Genomic DNA, 18364 nt, shown 5'->3' with positions numbered 1-18364 from the left:
TGAGAGCGAAGCGGGCAACCGCATGAAGCCCTTAATCAAAGTGTCGGGCCGCTTTGACACCCGCGATTTACCACCGGAACTGCGTGACAAAGTGAGCGGTGAAGAACTGGCCCTGTGGGTGCTGGAAAGCCTGAAAATGCGCCCCGGCGGTGACGAGGATATCCGGATGTACGGTCAGTAATAGTCCGTGGGAGGCTGCGAGAAACACTGTCTCCCAACATTTATCAATAAGGAATAAATATATGGAAATGAAATTCTGGTATTTACGCGACGACGATAAAGTCGTTCTGACGAAAGGTATGGAAACGGCTGTGATTTGCAATGCACTCAGGTATGTTGCCCGGGAAGAGCATTTACCGCCTCTCCCAACAGGACAGGACGGGTTGCGTTGGGTTGAAGAACAGATAAACCATGCACGGCGCTATGGTGCATTAGAACAAAACAGCTTTTCACGATGGCTGACAATAGCGCTAATGGGAGGGAGTGACTTCTGGCTGCAGGATGAAGTTAAAGATATTTTGAATCATACAGCGCCAACGCAGGAAAAGCTGGGTTTACTTGAAAAGCTGGCTGCGCTCAATCTTAAGCCATTTACTCGCCGTGAGGCGGTTAATAAAGACAGCACTGAAAGTATTGTCTATCGTCTTTGCGAGGCCGGTCTTCCTCTTTGGGTCATCGTGGATAATGCGCTGGATGCCTCAATACAAGGAATGGCTGACGCGCTTGAAGTCGCCCATTATTCCTTGTTCAGGCCTGCGGATCAGGCACTTGAAGGCCGTGGACCCTGGCTGGTGGCGGCCTGGACAAAGCCGCGATTGGTTCAGTATATACTCTCGCGCCCTGACTACGGCATCAATGCTTTATGGTTGGTGGCAGACATTACAGATCCTGATGAGCTCATCTCCCATCTGCAGGGACTAATGTATGTAAAGGAAGATGGCGAAATGAAAAATCGGTTTCGTTTTTATGATCCACGGGTGTTTAACCACTGGATTAACAACCTGGCGCCTGTCCGGCTGGCCGATTTTTTTGGTCCAGTGCAACAATGGATAAGCCCGGATCCAAATCCACTCATGACTGAACAACGCGTCTGGCAGTACAAGCTAAATGAAAAAGGTCTGGAATGCCATGCGCTCGCCGAACCTTCAGCAAGTGCAATAGCCTCTTAATATTTATTAGATGAATATTTTAGGGATTAAATATTGATGAATAAATTGTATCTGTGATTTTTTTTCGCAAAAGGAAATTTTTTTCAGGCGAGAAAAATTTTTCCACATAATTTCTTACATATTGCCGGGGGGAGAGAAATTTATTTCTATTCTCCCATGTTAATTTTTTAGCAATGAAGCTGTGCCTGACAGGACGTCATCCTTTCATTTTATAGCGAGAGAAAAAAGGAACTATTTTCTCGTGCGTTAAACGGTCATTATTCAAAGGAAACTGAAATGCCAACTCCATGTTATATCTCCATCCAGGGAAAAACCCAGGGCAATATTACTTCCGGCGCCTTCACTTCTGATTCCGTCGGTAACATTTATGTTCAGGGGCATGAAGATCAGATGCTCGTTCAGGAGTTTGAACACATCGTCACCGTGCCAACGGATCCGCAATCTGGTCAGCCGTCAGGGCAGCGCGTCCATAAGCCATTCAGATTTACCGTGGCGCTGAACAAAGCCGTTCCGTTACTGTACAACGCGCTGGCTTCTGGAGAAATGCTGCCACGGGTTGAAATGAAGTGGTATCGCACCTCTGTTGAAGGTAAGCAAGAGCACTTCTTCTCAACCATTCTTGACGATGCGACCATTGTGGATATTGATTGCCAGATGCCGCATTGTCAGGACATTCAGAAATCTGAATTCACGCAGTTAGTGAAGGTTTCACTGGCCTACCGTAAGATCACCTGGGAACATACCGTTGCAGGTACGTCCGGGGCCGATGACTGGCGTGCGCCGATTGAAGCATAAAAGTTATAAAAGGGCGCGTGCCGGGCGCGCGCTCTTTTTGATTAAGCGACTAAAACTACGACAATTGTTGAAGCTGAATTAGACCACCCCAGGCTTTTTGCTGTTTTTTTCCGCACTTGATACAATGCGTTGAAATTGCCCTTGCGCAGGTCATGCGCTTTGGTTAGTATTCACACCCGCTTCAGTGGGAAACGAAATAACGTCCCGCTTTTATGGTCAGAAGCTAATGTTACGCGGCAGCCCCGCAAGGAACAGGTTGATTATGTACGAAGCTCTTTTGGTAGTTTTCCTTATTGTGGCGATTGGCCTTGTCGGTCTGATTATGCTGCAACAAGGTAAAGGCGCTGATATGGGAGCCTCCTTTGGCGCAGGCTCATCTGCTACGCTGTTCGGTTCAAGTGGTTCTGGTAACTTCATGACCCGCATGACAGCTGTACTGGGTACCCTGTTCTTCATCATCAGCCTGGTGTTGGGTAACATTAACAGCAACAAAACCAGTAAAGGAAGCGAGTGGGAAAATCTGAGCGCGCCAGCGAAATCTGAGCAAACTCAGCCAGCTGCTCCGGCTAAGCCGACCAGCGATATCCCGCAGTAATAGCAGTATCAGTGCTGAGGTGGTGGAATTGGTAGACACGCTACCTTGAGGTGGTAGTGCCCTAACGGGCTTGTGGGTTCGAGTCCCATCCTCAGTACCAATATTCCGAAAGAAAGACATCGAAAGATGTCTTTTTTTTCGTCTGTAATTTACCTGGCAGACACCGACAAACAAAAAAAGGGCGCTTATCGCGCCCTTTTTTCTCACTGAAAAGGTTATTTCTTCTCGCTGTGTTCCAGGCTGTCCATCTGCGGCAGGCCCGTGCTGGCGGAGGCGGTAAGCAGGCCAGACTGCGCATAACCAAACAGCTTCTCGCGGGTATCGGCGATATCCAGATTACGCATGGTCAACTGCCCGATACGATCGTCAGGTGAGAATACGGAATCCCCTTTTTCCATGGTCAGACGTTCTGCTTTATAGGTCAGGTTGTCAGACACAGTATTCAGGATCGAGTAGTCATTGCCGCGACGCAGTTCAAGCGTCACTTCGCCGGTAATAGCGCTTGCCACCCAGCGTTGCAGCGCGTCACGCAGCATCAGCGCCTGAGAGTCAAACCAGCGGCCCTGATACAGCAGACGACCCAGCTGACGGCCATGGGCGTGATACTGCTCAATGGTATCTTCGTTATGAATACCGGTCAGCAAACGCTCATAGGCAATGTGCAGCAAGGCCATGCCCGGGGCTTCGTAAATGCCACGGCTTTTCGCTTCAATGATACGGTTTTCAATCTGATCGCTCATCCCCAGACCGTGACGGCCGCCGATACGGTTCGCTTCCAGCATCAGTTCCACATCATCGCTGAAGGTCTGGCCGTTGAGCGCAACAGGGTGGCCCTGTTCAAAACGGATGGTGACTTCTTCCGCCGGGATCTTAACGTTCTCATCCCAGAATTTGACGCCCATGATCGGGTTAACGATTTTCACGCTGGAGTTCAGGAATTCGAGATCCTTCGCTTCGTGCGTTGCGCCCAGCATATTGGAGTCGGTGGAGTAGGCTTTTTCCACGGACATTTTGTAATCGAATCCGCAGGCGATCATGAATTCGGACATTTCCTGACGGCCGCCCAGCTCATCAATAAAGTCGGTATCCAGCCACGGTTTATAGATTTTCAGCTCAGCGTTAGTCAGCAGACCGTAGCGGTAGAAACGTTCGATATCGTTGCCTTTATAGGTGCTGCCGTCGCCCCAGATGTTCACACCGTCTTCTTTCATGGCGGCGACCAGCATGGTTCCGGTCACAGCACGGCCCAGCGGCGTGGTGTTGAAGTAGGTCAACCCACCGGTGGTGTTATGAAACGCGCCACACTGGATAGCGGCAATGCCTTCGGCGACCAGCTGCTTACGGCAGTCGATCAGGCGGGCATTCTCGGCACCATACTCTTTTGCACGGCGTGGAATCGCGTCATAGTCATCCTCGTCCGGTTGACCCAGATTTGCTGTATAGGCGTAAGGAACGGCACCTTTCTGGCGCATCCACAGCAGGGCCGCGCTGGTGTCGAGACCACCGGAGAATGCAATACCAATACGTTGTCCAACCGGAAGATGCTTGAGAATCGTCGTCATAAAATAAATCCCTGCTTAATATACTGATGGTGAGAGACTTAACAGCCACGCCATGATGTGTTGTCACCGGAAGATGATACCGCTTAGCTTCTCATCATTAATGCATTTTTATGCAAAATTAGTGAGTTTTCATTTAAACATCTTTTGGCGACGATCGAAAGCGAAGAGTGACAGAATAGTTAAAAAAATCGCTGGCGTAGCCGCCAGGCGGGCGTTTAACGATGTGTCTTTCGCGTCAATACCCGCATCATTGCGTATTCCACGCTATGCAAATCTGTGCGTGGCGGCAGGTAAACCCCTCTGCCTGGCGTTCATTCTGCGGTTTCCGGCACGCGCGCGTATTTTTCCTTGCAATGAACAAAATCAATTGATTATAATGCTCGTCTTATCAGTAGTTCCCGGTGTTTACACCTGTCTTAACTTGCATTTAATGCATGATCGGCGTAGTATTTGCCACGTTTCAGGCGCGGGGTGGAGCAGCCTGGTAGCTCGTCGGGCTCATAACCCGAAGGTCGTCGGTTCAAATCCGGCCCCCGCAACCACTTTCCCTTAGTGTTCTTTTTCAAATATACTGTGAAGACGTTTGAGCCTTCCTCTTTTTGGATTTGAAAAAAATACTTCTGGAAGGTTCTCCAGGCCGCAGTTGCGGCTATAGGGTTCAGTTATCTAAAGCCCCGATTTATCGGGGTTTTTTGTTATCTGACTACAGAATAACTGGGCTTAGCGCCCTTTTTTTATGTCTTGGGGGTGGGTTTGTCCACATTAGAGCAAAAATTAACAGAGATGATCACTGCACCGGTTGAGGCTCTGGGCTATGAACTGGTCGGCATCGAATTTGTACGCGGTCGCACATCTACGCTGCGCATCTATATTGATAGTGATAATGGCATCAATGTTGATGATTGTGCTGATGTCAGCCACCAGGTGAGCGCAGTAATGGACGTTGAAGATCCTATTACCGTCGCTTACAACCTGGAAGTCTCCTCACCGGGTCTCGATCGTCCTTTATTCACCGCCGAGCACTACGCGCGTTATATCGGCGAAGAAGCAACGCTGGTACTGCGTATGGCGGTACAAAACCGTCGCAAGTGGCAGGGTGTAATTAAGGGTGTTGACGGTGAAATGATCACCGTTACGGTCGACGGTAAAGATGAAGTGTTCGCTTTAAGCAATATCCAGAAAGCGAACCTGGTCCCCCACTTTTAACAGTCTGGATTGAGGTGAAAGGCCCCCAATGAACAAAGAAATTTTGGCTGTTGTTGAAGCAGTTTCCAACGAAAAATCGTTGCCGCGTGAGAAAATTTTTGAAGCGCTGGAAAGTGCTCTGGCGACAGCAACCAAGAAAAAATACGAGCAAGAGATCGACGTTCGCGTAGAAATCGATCGCAAAAGCGGCGACTTCGACACCTTCCGTCGCTGGGTTATCGTTGAAGAAGTGACGCAGCCGACCCGTGAAATCACGCTGGAAGCTGCACGTTACGAAGATGAAAGCCTGAATGTGGGTGATTACGTTGAAGATCAGATTGAATCTGTCACCTTTGACCGCATTACTACACAAACAGCGAAACAGGTTATCGTACAGAAAGTACGTGAAGCTGAACGCGCGATGGTTGTGGATCAGTTCCGTGAGCACGAAGGTGAGATCATCACCGGCGTGGTGAAAAAAGTGAACCGCGACAACATCTCTCTGGATCTGGGCAGCAATGCTGAAGCTGTGATCCTGCGTGAAGATATGCTGCCGCGTGAAAACTTCCGTCCAGGCGACCGTATTCGTGGCGTGCTTTACGCCGTGCGTCCGGAAGCGCGTGGTGCGCAGCTGTTCGTGACGCGTTCCAAACCGGAAATGCTGATTGAACTGTTCCGCATTGAAGTGCCAGAAATTGGCGAAGAAGTTATTGAAATCAAAGCCGCTGCTCGCGATCCAGGTTCTCGTGCGAAAATCGCCGTGAAAACCAACGACAAGCGTATCGATCCGGTAGGTGCCTGCGTAGGTATGCGCGGCGCCCGTGTCCAGGCGGTGTCTACCGAACTGGGCGGCGAGCGTATCGATATCGTGCTGTGGGATGACAATCCGGCGCAGTTCGTTATCAACGCGATGGCACCGGCGGATGTCGCCTCTATCGTAGTGGACGAAGATAAGCACACCATGGATATCGCGGTAGAAGCGGGTAACCTGGCGCAGGCGATTGGCCGTAACGGCCAAAACGTGCGTCTTGCTTCTCAACTGAGCGGCTGGGAACTCAACGTCATGACCGTTGACGATCTCCAGTCTAAGCATCAGGCGGAAGCGCATGCAGCGATCGACACCTTTACTAAGTATCTCGACATTGACGAAGATTTTGCCACTGTACTGGTAGAAGAAGGTTTCTCGACGCTGGAAGAACTGGCCTATGTGCCAATGAAAGAGCTGCTGGAAATTGACGGTCTTGATGAAGCGACCGTCGAAGCCTTGCGCGATCGCGCTAAGAACGCACTGACCACCCTGGCGCTGGCACAGGAAGAAAGCCTCGGTAATAATAAACCGGCTGATGACCTGCTGAGCCTTGAAGGGTTGGATCGCGAAATGGCGTTTAAACTGGCTGCTCGTGGTGTTTGTACGCTGGAAGACCTCGCCGACCAGGGCATCGATGACCTGAGTGATATTGAAGGTCTGACCGACGAGAAAGCGGGCGAGCTGATTATGGCCGCACGTAATATTTGCTGGTTCGGTGACGAAGCGTAATAAACTGTAGCAGGAAGGAACAGCATGACAGATGTAACCGTAAAAGCGCTGGCCGCTGAGATTCAGACCTCCGTGGACCGCCTGGTACAGCAATTTGCTGATGCAGGGATCCCGAAGTCATCTGACGACTCAGTGACAGCACAAGAAAAACAGACATTGTTAGCGCACCTGAACCGTGAACATGGTTCAGCGCCTGACAAGCTGACGTTGCAGCGCAAAACGCGCAGCACACTGAACATCCCTGGCACCGGCGGTAAAAGCAAATCGGTGCAGATCGAAGTCCGCAAAAAACGCACCTTTGTAAAACGCGATCCGCAAGAGGCTGAACGTCTCGCCGCGGAAGAAGAGGCGAAGCGCGAAGCGGAAGAGAAGGCCAGTCGTGAAGCGCAGGAAGCTGCTAAGCGTGAAGCCGAGGAAAAAGCCAAGCGTGACGCACAAGAGAAAGCGAAACGTGAAGCCGAAGAAAAAGCGAAACGCGAATCCGCTAACCCGGTGAAACGCGAAGCTGCGGAAACGAGCAAAGTGAGCAATCAACAATCTGACGAAATGACCAGGACTGCCCAGGCTGAAAAAGCCCGTCGTGAAGCCGAAGCGCAGGAACTCAAGCGCAAAGCTGAAGAAGAGGCACGTCGTAAACTGGAAGAAGAAGCACGCCGCGTGGCAGAAGATGCGCGTCGTATGGCCGAAGAAAACGAGAAAAATGGTGTTAATGTGGCTGCTGAACCGGTTGAAGAGTCCAGTGACTATCATGTAACCACTTCTCAACATGCGCGTCAGGCAGAAGACGACAGCGACCGCGAAGTAGAAGGTGGCCGCAGCCGTACGCGTACTGCTAAAGCACCGCGCCCGAAAAAAGGCAACAAGCATTCCGAATCGAAAGCCGATCGCGAAGAAGCGCGCGCTGCTGTTCGTGGCGGTAAAGGCGGCAAGCGTAAAGGTTCTTCTTTACAGCAGGGCTTCCAGAAACCGGCTCAGGCGGTTAACCGTGACGTTATCATCGGTGAAACCATCACCGTGGGCGAACTGGCTAACAAAATGGCAGTGAAAGGCTCTCAGGTCATCAAAGCGATGATGAAACTGGGCGCAATGGCCACCATCAACCAGGTTATCGATCAGGAAACTGCGCAGCTGGTTGCGGAAGAAATGGGCCACAAAGTTATCCTGCGTCGTGAAAACGAGCTGGAAGAAGCGGTAATGAGCGACCGTGACACTGGCGCTGCGGCAGAAGCTCGCGCACCTGTTGTGACCATCATGGGTCACGTTGACCACGGTAAAACCTCGCTGCTGGACTACATTCGTTCAACGAAAGTGGCCTCTGGCGAAGCGGGCGGCATTACTCAGCACATCGGTGCGTACCACGTTGAAACTGACAACGGTATGATCACCTTCCTGGATACCCCGGGCCACGCCGCCTTTACCTCTATGCGTGCTCGTGGCGCGCAGGCAACGGATATCGTTGTGCTGGTTGTGGCAGCGGACGATGGCGTGATGCCGCAGACTATCGAAGCAATCCAGCACGCGAAAGCGGCGCAGGTGCCGGTCGTGGTTGCGGTGAACAAAATTGATAAGCCGGAAGCTGACCTGGATCGCGTTAAAAACGAACTGTCCCAGTACGGCGTTATGCCGGAAGAGTGGGGCGGCGAGTCTCAGTTCATCCCTGTATCCGCGAAAGCCGGTACCGGTATTGATGACCTGCTGAACGCTATCCTGCTGCAGGCTGAAGTTCTGGAACTGAAAGCGGTTCGCAAAGGTATGGCGAGCGGCGCGGTTATCGAATCCTTCCTGGATAAAGGTCGTGGTCCGGTAGCAACGGTTCTGGTACGTGAAGGTACGCTGAACAAAGGCGACATCGTGCTTTGTGGCTTCGAATATGGCCGTGTTCGTGCAATGCGTAACGAACTGGGTCAGGAAGTTATGGAAGCCGGTCCGTCTATTCCGGTTGAAATCCTGGGTCTGTCCGGTGTGCCGGCAGCCGGTGATGAAGTGACCGTTGTACGTGACGAGAAGAAAGCGCGTGAAGTTGCACTGTATCGTCAGGGCAAATTCCGTGAAGTCAAACTGGCGCGTCAGCAGAAATCCAAACTTGAGAACATGTTCGCTAACATGACTGAAGGCGAAGTTCACGAAGTGAACGTTGTTCTGAAAGCTGACGTACAGGGTTCTGTAGAAGCGATTTCCGATTCCTTACTGAAACTGTCTACCGACGAAGTAAAAGTAAGGATCATTGGTTCCGGCGTAGGTGGTATCACCGAAACCGACGCGACCCTGGCTGCGGCATCCAATGCTATTCTGGTTGGCTTCAACGTTCGTGCTGACGCCTCTGCGCGTAAAGTGATCGAAGCGGAAAGCCTGGATCTGCGTTACTACTCCGTCATCTACCACCTGATCGACGAAGTGAAAGCAGCGATGAGCGGCATGCTGTCTCCGGAACTGAAACAGCAGATCATCGGTCTGGCTGAAGTGCGTGACGTGTTCAAATCACCGAAATTCGGTGCGATCGCGGGCTGTATGGTTACCGAAGGCACCATCAAACGTCACAACCCGATCCGCGTTCTGCGTGACAACGTGGTTATCTACGAAGGCGAGCTGGAGTCCCTGCGCCGCTTCAAAGATGACGTTAACGAAGTTCGTAACGGCATGGAATGTGGTATCGGCGTGAAGAACTACAACGACGTTCGCGTTGGCGATATGATCGAAGTGTTCGAAATCATCGAGATCAAGCGTACCATCGCTTAATCTTCGTAATGCCCGGTGGCTGGGTTGCAGGTCTGATAAGCGTAGCGCCTTCAGGCCTGAGAGCACCACCTGGCAACTATTTCAAAAGGGGCTTTTAGCCCCTTTTTTGTCTTTATCTGGAGGACTTATTATGGCGAAAGAATTTGGCCGCCCTCAGCGTGTCGCGCAGGAGATGCAAAAAGAGATCGCGCTTATCCTGCAACGCGAAATTAAAGATCCACGTCTGGGCATGATGACCACCGTTTCCGGTGTGGAAATGTCCCGCGACCTGGCCTATGCGAAAGTGTTTGTGACCTTTCTGAACGACAAAGACGAAGAAGCCATTAAAGGCGGCATCAAAGCATTGCAGGACGCCTCCGGGTTTATCCGTTCGCTGCTGGGTAAAGCCATGCGTCTGCGTATCGTGCCGGAACTGACCTTCTTCTACGACAACTCGTTGGTGGAAGGTATGCGTATGTCTAACCTGGTGACCAACGTGGTGCGTCATGACGATGAACGTCGTGTGAACCCGGACGACACCAAGGAGGACTGATGAGTCGTCCTCGTCGTCGCGGTCGCGATGTGCACGGCGTACTGTTGCTGGATAAGCCGCAAGGGATGTCCAGCAACGACGTGCTGCAAAAAGTAAAACGTCTCTATAACGCGAATCGCGCCGGGCATACTGGCGCGCTGGATCCGCTGGCGACCGGCATGCTGCCGATTTGCCTGGGAGAGGCGACAAAGTTTTCCCAGTATCTGCTGGATTCGGATAAGCGTTACCGCGTGATTGCTCGTCTGGGTCAGCGCACGGATACCTCCGATGCCGATGGACAGATTGTTGAAGAACGCCCGATCACCTTCAGCGCAGAGCAGCTTGCTGCCGCCCTGGAAACCTTCCGCGGTGATATTCAGCAAATCCCGTCCATGTATTCGGCTCTGAAGTATCAGGGGAAGAAGCTTTACGAGTACGCGCGCCAGGGTATTGATGTGCCGCGTGAGGCTCGTCCGATTACCGTTTACGAGCTGCTGTTTATCCGCCACGAAGGGGATGAGCTGGAGCTGGAAGTACACTGCTCGAAAGGCACCTATATCCGCACCATTGTGGACGATCTCGGTGAAAAGCTCGGCTGCGGCGCACATGTGATTTTCCTGCGCCGTCTGGCGGTGAGCAAGTACCCGGTTGATCGCATGGTGACGCTTGAGCAATTGCAGTCGCTGGTTGAGCAGGCCGGTGAGCAGGATATTCCTGCCGCTCAGTTGCTTGATCCTCTGCTGATGCCAATGGACAGTCCGGCAGCGGACTTCCCGGTAGTGAATATTCCTGCCGTCAGCGCCGCCTATTTCAGGAACGGCCAGCCCGTTCGTGCGGCACAAGCACCGACAGAAGGCCTGGTGCGCGTGACGGAAGGGCCAGAGTCGGTATTTATCGGCATGGCAGAAATCGACGATCAGGGTCGCGTGGCGCCACGCCGCCTGGTGGTTGAGTACCCGGCGTAATCCATTGCAGTTACCTTGCGATAACAGGGTACTGCGAGTAGAATATTGCCGCTTAACGTCAGGTTAGATGTTTAACATCTTCCGGCGTTAAACCTGGGGTTGCTGAATTAGAGATCGGCACCCTTTCATTCTTTTAATTTTGGAGTTTAAAATGTCTCTAAGCGTTGAAGCTAAAGCAAAAATCGTTTCCGAGTTTGGTCGTGGCGAGAACGACAGCGGTTCTACCGAAGTTCAGGTTGCCCTGCTGACTGCTCAGATCAACCACCTGCAGGGTCACTTTGCAGAGCACAAAAAAGATCACCACAGCCGTCGTGGTCTGCTGCGCATGGTTTCTCAGCGTCGTAAACTGCTCGACTACCTGAAACGTAAAGATGTTGCACGCTACACCGCGCTGATCGAGCGTCTGGGTCTGCGTCGCTAAGTCTGGCGAGTTTCACAGAAAGGGGCCTTAACGGCCCCTTTTTTCAACCAGACGGCAGCAATTCGACCTAAACTATTGTATTGTTGCTATGAATGATCTTCGTTGCAGAGGTTCGCGCGGCTAATGAGAGGCTTTACCCGGTTTGGGTTAGGGTTGTCATTAGTCGCGAGGATGCACAGAAGATCGGGTATTAACGTCAGCACACCCAATGGTGTGCTGTCATTCATTAAGAAAGGATAAAATTTTGCTTAATCCGATCATTCGTAAATTCCAGTACGGTCAACATACCGTAACGCTGGAGACCGGCATGATGGCGCGTCAGGCAACTGCAGCTGTTATGGTAAGCATGGACGACACTGCGGTATTCGTTACCGTTGTGGGTCAGAAAAAAGCGAAACCGGGCCAGGACTTCTTCCCGCTGACGGTTAACTATCAGGAGCGTACTTACGCTGCTGGTAAAATCCCGGGTGGCTTCTTCCGTCGTGAAGGCCGTCCAAGCGAAGGCGAAACGCTGATCGCGCGTCTGATTGACCGCCCGGTTCGTCCGCTGTTCCCGGAAGGCTTCGTTAACGAAGTACAGGTTATCGCCACCGTAGTTTCCGTTAACCCGCAGGTTAACCCGGACATCGTGGCAATGATCGGCGCATCCGCTGCGCTGTCCCTGTCCGGTATCCCGTTCAACGGCCCAATCGGCGCGGCGCGTGTAGGTTACATCAATGACCAGTACGTGCTGAACCCGACCCAGGAAGAGCTGAAAGCAAGCAAACTGGATCTGGTGGTTGCCGGTACCGAAGGCGCAGTGCTGATGGTTGAATCCGAAGCTGAACTGCTGAGCGAAGACCAGATGCTGGGCGCCGTGGTATTTGGCCACGAACAGCAGCAGATCGTGATCCAGAACATCAACGACCTGGTGAAAGAAGCCGGTAAACCGCGTTGGGACTGGCAGCCAGAAGCTGCTAACGAAGCCCTGAATGCACGTGTTGCTGCGCTGGCTGAATCCCGTCTGAGCGATGCTTACCGCATCACCGACAAACAGGAGCGTTACACACAGGTTGATGCTATCAAAGCTGAAACTGTGGCTGCGCTGCTGGCTGAAGATGAAACCCTGGACGCCAACGAACTGGGCGACATCCTGCACGCTATCGAGAAAAACGTTGTTCGTAGCCGCGTACTGGCAGGCGAGCCGCGTATTGATGGCCGTGAAAAAGACATGATCCGTGGTCTGGACGTGCGTACCGGCGTGCTGCCGCGTACCCACGGTTCCGCACTCTTCACCCGTGGCGAAACTCAGGCGCTGGTTACTGCGACCCTGGGCACCACCCGTGACGCGCAGAACATCGACGAACTGATGGGCGAGCGCACTGACAGCTTCCTGTTCCACTATAACTTCCCTCCGTACTCCGTTGGCGAGACGGGCATGGTAGGTTCACCGAAGCGTCGTGAAATCGGTCACGGTCGTCTGGCGAAGCGTGGCGTGCTGGCAGTAATGCCTGACGCTGAAAAATTCCCGTACACCGTACGTGTGGTTTCTGAAATCACCGAATCCAACGGTTCTTCTTCCATGGCGTCCGTATGCGGTGCTTCTCTGGCGCTGATGGATGCGGGTGTGCCGATCAAAGCCGCCGTTGCGGGTATCGCAATGGGTCTGGTGAAAGAAGGCGACAACTTCGTTGTGCTGTCTGACATCCTCGGCGATGAAGATCACCTGGGCGATATGGACTTCAAAGTAGCGGGTTCCCGCGACGGTATCTCTGCGCTGCAGATGGATATCAAAATTGAAGGTATCACCAAAGAGATCATGCAGGTTGCGCTGAACCAGGCTAAAGGTGCGCGTCTGCACATCCTGGGCGTGATGGAACAGGCAATCAACGCGCCGCGTGGCGATATTTCGCAGTTCGCGCCGCGTATTCACACCATCAAGATCAATCCGGACAAGATCAAAGACGTCATCGGTAAAGGTGGCTCTGTGATCCGTGCGCTGACCGAAGAAACCGGCACCACCATCGAAATCGAAGATGACGGCACCGTGAAAATCGCAGCGACCGACGGCGAGAAAGCGAAATACGCTATCCGTCGTATCGAAGAGATCACCGCAGAAATCGAAGTGGGTCGCGTCTACAATGGTAAAGTGACCCGTATCGTTGACTTTGGCGCGTTCGTTGCCATCGGCGGCGGTAAAGAAGGTCTGGTGCACATTTCTCAGATCGCTGACAAGCGTGTAGAGAAAGTGACCGACTATCTGCAGATGGGTCAGGAAGTCCCGGTTAAAGTTCTGGAAGTCGATCGCCAGGGCCGCGTCCGTCTGAGCATCAAAGAAGCGACTGAACAATCTCAGCCTGCTGAAGCGGCACAAGCGCCGGCAGCAGAACAAGGCGAGTAAGGTTGCTGTTTAGCTCTCCGTCGTTGACGGAGAGTTTTCATTCCGGGCAGGATGCTGTGTTTGCAGCCGGGGGACAGGATGTCCATCTAATTGTTGTCTTCGGGAGTGGGAAATGAAGCCTTTTTTGCGCTGGTGTTTCGTTGCGACAGCTTTAACGCTGGCAGGATGCAGCAACTCTGCCTGGCGTAAGAGCGAAGTCCTGGCGGTGCCATTGCAACCGACTTTGCAGCAAGAAGTGATTCTGGCGCGCATGGAACAAATTCTTGCCAGTCGGGCTTTAACCGATGATGAACGCGCACAGCTTTTATATGAGCGCGGAGTGTTGTATGATAGTCTCGGTCTGAGGGCACTGGCGCGAAATGATTTTTCACAAGCACTGGCCATCCGACCCGATATGCCTGAAGTATTCAATTACTTAGGCATTTACTTAACGCAAGCGGGCAATTTTGACGCCGCTTATGAAGCGTTTGATTCTGTACTTGAGCTTGATCCAACTTACAACTACGCGCACTTGAATCGCGGTATCGCTCTGTATTACGGCGGTCGTGACAAGTTAGCGCAAGATGATCTGCTGGCGTTTTATCAAGACGATCCCAATGATCCTTTCCGTAGCCTGTGGCTTTACATCGCCGAGCGTAAGCTTGACGAAAAGCAGGCCAAAGAAGCACTAAGACAGCGCTTCGAGAAATCGGATAGAGAGCAATGGGGATGGAACATTGTCGAGTTCTACCTCGGTGACATTAACGAAGCAACGTTAATGGATCGCCTGAAGGCGGACGCAACGGATAACACCTCGCTCGCTGAGCATCTCAGTGAAACCAACTTCTATTTAGGTAAGTTCTACCTAAGTCTGGGGGAAAAGGACAGCGCTACGGCACTGTTCAAGTTAGCGGTCGCTAACAACGTACACAACTACGTTGAGCATCGTTATGCATTGTTGGAATTATCGCTCTTGGGCCAGGAGCAAGATGACCTGGCAGAATCGGACCAGCAATAGCTGACGAACAACGATCAGCCCACCAACTTTTTTACTAAAGTCATCATCCTGACGGGTGAGGGCGTTTTTGTTCGTTAATCAACTAAATTTGAGCCGGTTCACACTTTTCAATGAAAATTGCAGATCAATTTCACGATGAGTTACGTAGACTGGCCGCCATCAATGAGGCACATGTACTACATGACTGATACCATCGAAACCACTTTTTCTGATCTTGGGCTGAATGCCTCCATCCTTCAGGCCCTGAACGATCTGGGTTACGAAAAGCCATCTCCAATCCAGGCAGAGTGTATCCCACATCTGCTGGGTGGCCGCGATGTTCTGGGTATGGCCCAGACCGGTAGCGGCAAAACCGCAGCGTTCTCTTTACCGCTGCTGCACAACCTCGATCCTGAGCTGAAAGCGCCACAGATTCTGGTGCTGGCCCCGACCCGCGAACTGGCGGTTCAGGTTGCTGAAGCCATGACGGACTTCTCTAAACATATGCACGGCGTAAACGTGGTTGCCCTTTACGGCGGCCAGCGTTATGACGTGCAGCTGCGCGCCCTGCGTCAGGGCCCACAAATTGTTGTGGGTACCCCGGGTCGCCTGCTTGATCACTTAAAACGCGGCACGCTGAACCTGTCCAACCTGAAAGGTCTGGTACTGGACGAAGCGGATGAAATGCTGCGTATGGGCTTCATCGAAGACGTTGAAACCATCATGGCTGAGATCCCGGCTGAACATCAGACCGCGCTGTTCTCCGCCACCATGCCGGAAGCGATCCGTCGCATTACCCGCCGCTTTATGAAAGAGCCGCAGGAAGTGCGCATTCAGTCCAGCGTAACCACTCGCCCGGACATCAGCCAGAGCTACTGGTCTGTATACGGTATGCGTAAAAACGAAGCGCTGGTGCGTTTCCTGGAAGCAGAAGACTTTGACGCGGCGATCATCTTCGTGCGTACCAAAAATGCGACCCTGGAAGTGGCTGAAGCGCTGGAGCGCAGCGGTTATAACAGCGCCGCGCTGAACGGTGACATGAACCAGGCGCTGCGTGAGCAGACCCTGGAGCGTCTGAAAGATGGTCGTCTGGACATCCTGATTGCGACCGACGTTGCGGCCCGTGGCCTGGACGTTGAGCGTATCAGCCTGGTTGTTAACTACGACATCCCGATGGACTCCGAGTCTTACGTGCACCGTATCGGCCGTACCGGTCGTGCAGGTCGTGCAGGTCGCGCACTGCTGTTCGTTGAGAACCGCGAGCGTCGTCTGCTGCGTAACATCGAACGCACCATGAAGCTGACCATTCCGGAAGTTGAACTGCCGAACGCAGAACTGCTGGGCAAACGCCGTCTGGAAAAATTCGCCGCTAAAGTTCAGCAGCAGCTGGAAAGCAGCGATCTGGATCTCTACCGTGGTCTGCTGGCGAAAATCCAGCCTTCCGCTGACGAAGAGCTGGACATCGAAACCCTGGCTGCCGCACTGCTGAAAATGGCACAGGGCGAGCGTCCGCTGATCCTGCCGCCAGATGCGCCTATGCGTCCGAAGCGTGAATTCCGTGAGCGTGACGAGCGTTTCGAACGCCGTGGCGACCGTAATGATCGTGGTCCGCGTCCTGAGCGTGGCGGTGAAGATCGTCCGCGTCGTGAACGTCGTGACGCAGGCGAAATGGAACTGTATCGCATTGAAGTGGGCCGTGATGATGGTGTTGAAGTTCGTCACATCGTTGGCGCGATCGCTAACGAAGGCGACATCAGCAGCCGTTACATCGGTAACATCAAGCTGTTCGGTACCCACTCCACCATCGAACTGCCGAAAGGTATGCCGGGCGAAGTTCTGCAACACTTTACCCGTACGCGTATCCTGAACAAGCCGATGAATATGCAACTGCTGGGTGATGCACAGCCGCACGAACGTCGCGGTGGCGATCGTCCTGCCGGCGAACGTCGCTTCGGTGGCGGTGAGCGTCGCGAAGGTGGCCGGGGCCCACGTCGTGAAGGCGCAGCGCCAGGCGCTGGCCGTTTCAGCGGCGAACGTCGTGAAGGCAGCCGTGGTCCGCGTCGCGAAGACGGTGCCGCATCCGGTCGTCGTCGCTTCGGTGATGCATAATCGCGTAACGCATTACGCTTTACTGTAAAGTAAAAGTTCCAGCCCCGATCTTAACAATCGGGGCTTTTTTTATCTGCTTTGTACTCATGTACTGGTACAATGCTGGCGCGATGCTTCACTGACCGAAGCTGTTATAACACCGGAGATAAAACGGATGGCGACGTTAACGACCACACACACCACTCCTTCGCTGCTGGCTGGCGTTGTGATTATTGCGGGTACAATCATTGGCGCAGGCATGTTTTCCCTGCCGGTGGTGATGTCCGGCGCGTGGTTCTTCTGGTCAATGGCGGCGCTGATCTTCACCTGGTTCTGTATGCTGCATTCCGGGCTGATGATCCTTGAAGCGAACCTCAACTATCGTATTGGATCCAGCTTCGACACCATTACCCGCGATCTGCTCGGCAGGCGCTGGAACGCCATCAACGGCATTTCCATTGCCTTTGTGCTCTATATCCTGACCTACGCCTACATTTCCGCGAGCGGCTCGATCCTGCATCATACTTTTAGCGAAATGTCGCTGAACGTTCCGGCACGGCTGGCGGGATTTGGTTTTGCGCTGCTGGTGGCGTTTATTGTCTGGCTGTCGACCCGCGCGGTCAGCCGTATGACCGCCATTGTGCTGGGCGCCAAAGTCATCACCTTCTTTCTGACCTTCGGCAGCCTGCTGGGGCACGTTCAGCCCGCCACGCTGTTTAATGTGGCCGAAAGCAACGCTTCCTATACGCCTTATCTGCTGATGACGCTGCCGTTTTGCCTCGCCTCTTTTGGCTACCATGGCAACGTCCCCAGCCTGATGAAGTTTTACGGCAAGGATCCGCGCACCATCACCCGTTGTATCGTGCTGGGCTCGTTACTGGCGCTGGGTCTGTACGCGGTCTGGTTGCTGGGAACGATGGGCAATATTCCGCGCCCGGCCTTTATCGCCATTGCCGCGCAGGGCGGAAATATCGATGTGCTGGTGCAGGCGTTAAGTGGCGTGCTGAATAGCCGCAGCCTGGATTTGCTGCTGCTGGTGTTTTCAAACTTTGCCGTTGCCAGTTCCTTCCTGGGCGTGACGCTGGGGCTGTTCGATTATCTGGCTGATCTGTTTGGTTTTGATGACAGCGCGGCAGGGCGCCTGAAGACCGCGGCGCTGACTTTCCTGCCGCCGGTTGCGGGCGGTTTGCTGTGGCCGAACGGTTTTCTGTATGCGATTGGCTATGCCGGACTGGCAGCAACGATCTGGGCGGCAATTGTTCCGGCGCTGCTGGCGCGCAAATCCCGCAAGCGATTTGGCAGCCCGCGGTTTCGCGTCTGGGGCGGCAAACCGATGATTGCCCTGATCCTGATTTTCGGCGTCGGCAACGCGGTGGTGCATCTGTTGTCGAGCTTTAATCTGTTGCCGGTGTATCAGTAGACAATTTTTGCCGGATGGCGGCTG

At 53.1% G+C, this 18364-nt stretch carries 15 protein-coding genes, 2 tRNA genes and 1 pseudogene; 17 read left to right on the top strand and 1 reads right to left on the bottom strand.

The features are described 5' to 3' along the window. From ACQUTD_RS02565 to ACQUTD_RS02545, 5 genes and pseudogenes are all read left to right on the top strand, one after another. Positions 1-181, top strand: a pseudogene (locus tag ACQUTD_RS02565) (hypothetical protein); the annotation flags it as partial. 61 nt (positions 182-242) lie between these two features. After that, entirely contained in the window at positions 243-1169 is a 927-nt protein-coding gene (locus ACQUTD_RS02560; RefSeq protein ID WP_473274449.1) for a DUF4123 domain-containing protein, read from the top strand. 276 nt (positions 1170-1445) lie between these two features. Beyond that, positions 1446-1964, top strand: coding sequence for a type VI secretion system tube protein TssD (locus ACQUTD_RS02555; RefSeq protein ID WP_473274450.1), 519 nt, complete (start codon positions 1446-1448; stop codon positions 1962-1964). A 262-nt stretch (positions 1965-2226) separates the two neighbouring features. Beyond that, positions 2227-2559 carry a preprotein translocase subunit SecG gene (secG, locus tag ACQUTD_RS02550; protein ID WP_072569590.1) on the top strand — a complete coding sequence of 111 codons (333 nt, stop codon included), beginning with the start codon at positions 2227-2229 and terminating at the stop codon, positions 2557-2559. A 13-nt stretch (positions 2560-2572) separates the two neighbouring features. Then, a tRNA-Leu gene (locus tag ACQUTD_RS02545) sits at positions 2573-2659 on the top strand. Between the two features lie 115 nt (positions 2660-2774). On the opposite strand, the gene argG is transcribed toward ACQUTD_RS02545, so the two are convergent. Beyond that, positions 2775-4121, bottom strand: coding sequence for an argininosuccinate synthase (argG, locus tag ACQUTD_RS02540; RefSeq protein WP_072569591.1), 1347 nt, complete (start codon positions 4119-4121; stop codon positions 2775-2777). Positions 4122-4586: 465 nt separating this feature from the next. Between argG and ACQUTD_RS02535 the strand changes: the two genes are divergently transcribed. The 12 genes from ACQUTD_RS02535 (at position 4587) to mtr (ending at position 18340) form a co-directional block, all read left to right on the top strand. Beyond that, a tRNA-Met gene (locus ACQUTD_RS02535) sits at positions 4587-4663 on the top strand. Between the two features lie 211 nt (positions 4664-4874). After that, positions 4875-5327 (top strand): ribosome maturation factor RimP, encoded by a 453-nt coding sequence (rimP, locus tag ACQUTD_RS02530; protein ID WP_158684874.1) that lies wholly within the window; start codon positions 4875-4877, stop codon positions 5325-5327. Between the two features lie 28 nt (positions 5328-5355). Continuing rightward, complete coding sequence (gene nusA, locus ACQUTD_RS02525) at positions 5356-6843, top strand: transcription termination factor NusA (protein WP_072569593.1); 1488 nt, start codon at positions 5356-5358, stop codon at positions 6841-6843. A 24-nt stretch (positions 6844-6867) separates the two neighbouring features. Then, positions 6868-9579, top strand: coding sequence for a translation initiation factor IF-2 (gene infB, locus ACQUTD_RS02520; RefSeq protein WP_072569594.1), 2712 nt, complete (start codon positions 6868-6870; stop codon positions 9577-9579). Positions 9580-9709: 130 nt separating this feature from the next. Then, positions 9710-10111 (top strand): 30S ribosome-binding factor RbfA, encoded by a 402-nt coding sequence (gene rbfA / locus ACQUTD_RS02515; protein WP_072569595.1) that lies wholly within the window; start codon positions 9710-9712, stop codon positions 10109-10111. After that, positions 10111-11055 (top strand): tRNA pseudouridine(55) synthase TruB, encoded by a 945-nt coding sequence (gene truB, locus ACQUTD_RS02510; protein ID WP_072569596.1) that lies wholly within the window; start codon positions 10111-10113, stop codon positions 11053-11055. Before rbfA ends, truB begins: the two co-directional genes overlap by 1 nt. Before the next feature lie 151 nt (positions 11056-11206). Beyond that, the gene (gene rpsO / locus ACQUTD_RS02505; RefSeq protein ID WP_004385056.1) at positions 11207-11476 is read left to right on the top strand and encodes a 30S ribosomal protein S15; all 270 of its coding nucleotides are present in this window, start codon (positions 11207-11209) and stop codon (positions 11474-11476) included. 244 nt (positions 11477-11720) lie between these two features. Next, entirely contained in the window at positions 11721-13856 is a 2136-nt protein-coding gene (gene pnp / locus ACQUTD_RS02500; RefSeq protein WP_072569597.1) for a polyribonucleotide nucleotidyltransferase, read from the top strand. A 112-nt stretch (positions 13857-13968) separates the two neighbouring features. Beyond that, on the top strand, positions 13969-14853 hold the full coding sequence (nlpI, locus tag ACQUTD_RS02495; RefSeq protein WP_072569598.1) for a lipoprotein NlpI: 885 nt from the start codon (positions 13969-13971) through the stop codon (positions 14851-14853). Positions 14854-14963: 110 nt separating this feature from the next. Beyond that, positions 14964-15041, top strand: coding sequence for a protein YrbN (yrbN, locus tag ACQUTD_RS02490; RefSeq protein WP_099458804.1), 78 nt, complete (start codon positions 14964-14966; stop codon positions 15039-15041). Then, positions 15034-16941, top strand: coding sequence for a DEAD/DEAH family ATP-dependent RNA helicase (locus tag ACQUTD_RS02485; protein ID WP_072570130.1), 1908 nt, complete (start codon positions 15034-15036; stop codon positions 16939-16941). The genes yrbN and ACQUTD_RS02485 overlap by 8 nt, the downstream gene beginning before the upstream one ends. Positions 16942-17095: 154 nt before the next feature. After that, a complete protein-coding gene (gene mtr / locus ACQUTD_RS02480) occupies positions 17096-18340 on the top strand; it encodes a tryptophan permease (RefSeq protein WP_473274453.1) in 1245 nt (414 codons plus the stop codon). The last annotated feature ends 24 nt before the right edge of the window (positions 18341-18364 follow it).

The sequence above is a fragment of the Enterobacter sp. K510 genome, from assembly GCF_055804875.1.
This window is presented reverse-complemented; position numbering and strand designations above follow the sequence as displayed.

Coding starts and splice junctions, on each gene's coding strand:
- mtr (WP_473274453.1), top strand. CDS start 17,096: ATGGCGACGTTAACGACCACACACACCACTCCTTCGCTGCTGGCTGGC.
- yrbN (WP_099458804.1), top strand. CDS start 14,964: ATGAAAATTGCAGATCAATTTCACGATGAGTTACGTAGACTGGCCGCC.
- rpsO (WP_004385056.1), top strand. CDS start 11,207: ATGTCTCTAAGCGTTGAAGCTAAAGCAAAAATCGTTTCCGAGTTTGGT.
- infB (WP_072569594.1), top strand. CDS start 6,868: ATGACAGATGTAACCGTAAAAGCGCTGGCCGCTGAGATTCAGACCTCC.
- rbfA (WP_072569595.1), top strand. CDS start 9,710: ATGGCGAAAGAATTTGGCCGCCCTCAGCGTGTCGCGCAGGAGATGCAA.
- ACQUTD_RS02560 (WP_473274449.1), top strand. CDS start 243: ATGGAAATGAAATTCTGGTATTTACGCGACGACGATAAAGTCGTTCTG.
- ACQUTD_RS02485 (WP_072570130.1), top strand. CDS start 15,034: ATGACTGATACCATCGAAACCACTTTTTCTGATCTTGGGCTGAATGCC.
- secG (WP_072569590.1), top strand. CDS start 2,227: ATGTACGAAGCTCTTTTGGTAGTTTTCCTTATTGTGGCGATTGGCCTT.
- argG (WP_072569591.1), bottom strand. CDS start 4,121: ATGACGACGATTCTCAAGCATCTTCCGGTTGGACAACGTATTGGTATT.
- nlpI (WP_072569598.1), top strand. CDS start 13,969: ATGAAGCCTTTTTTGCGCTGGTGTTTCGTTGCGACAGCTTTAACGCTG.
- nusA (WP_072569593.1), top strand. CDS start 5,356: ATGAACAAAGAAATTTTGGCTGTTGTTGAAGCAGTTTCCAACGAAAAA.
- ACQUTD_RS02555 (WP_473274450.1), top strand. CDS start 1,446: ATGCCAACTCCATGTTATATCTCCATCCAGGGAAAAACCCAGGGCAAT.
- truB (WP_072569596.1), top strand. CDS start 10,111: ATGAGTCGTCCTCGTCGTCGCGGTCGCGATGTGCACGGCGTACTGTTG.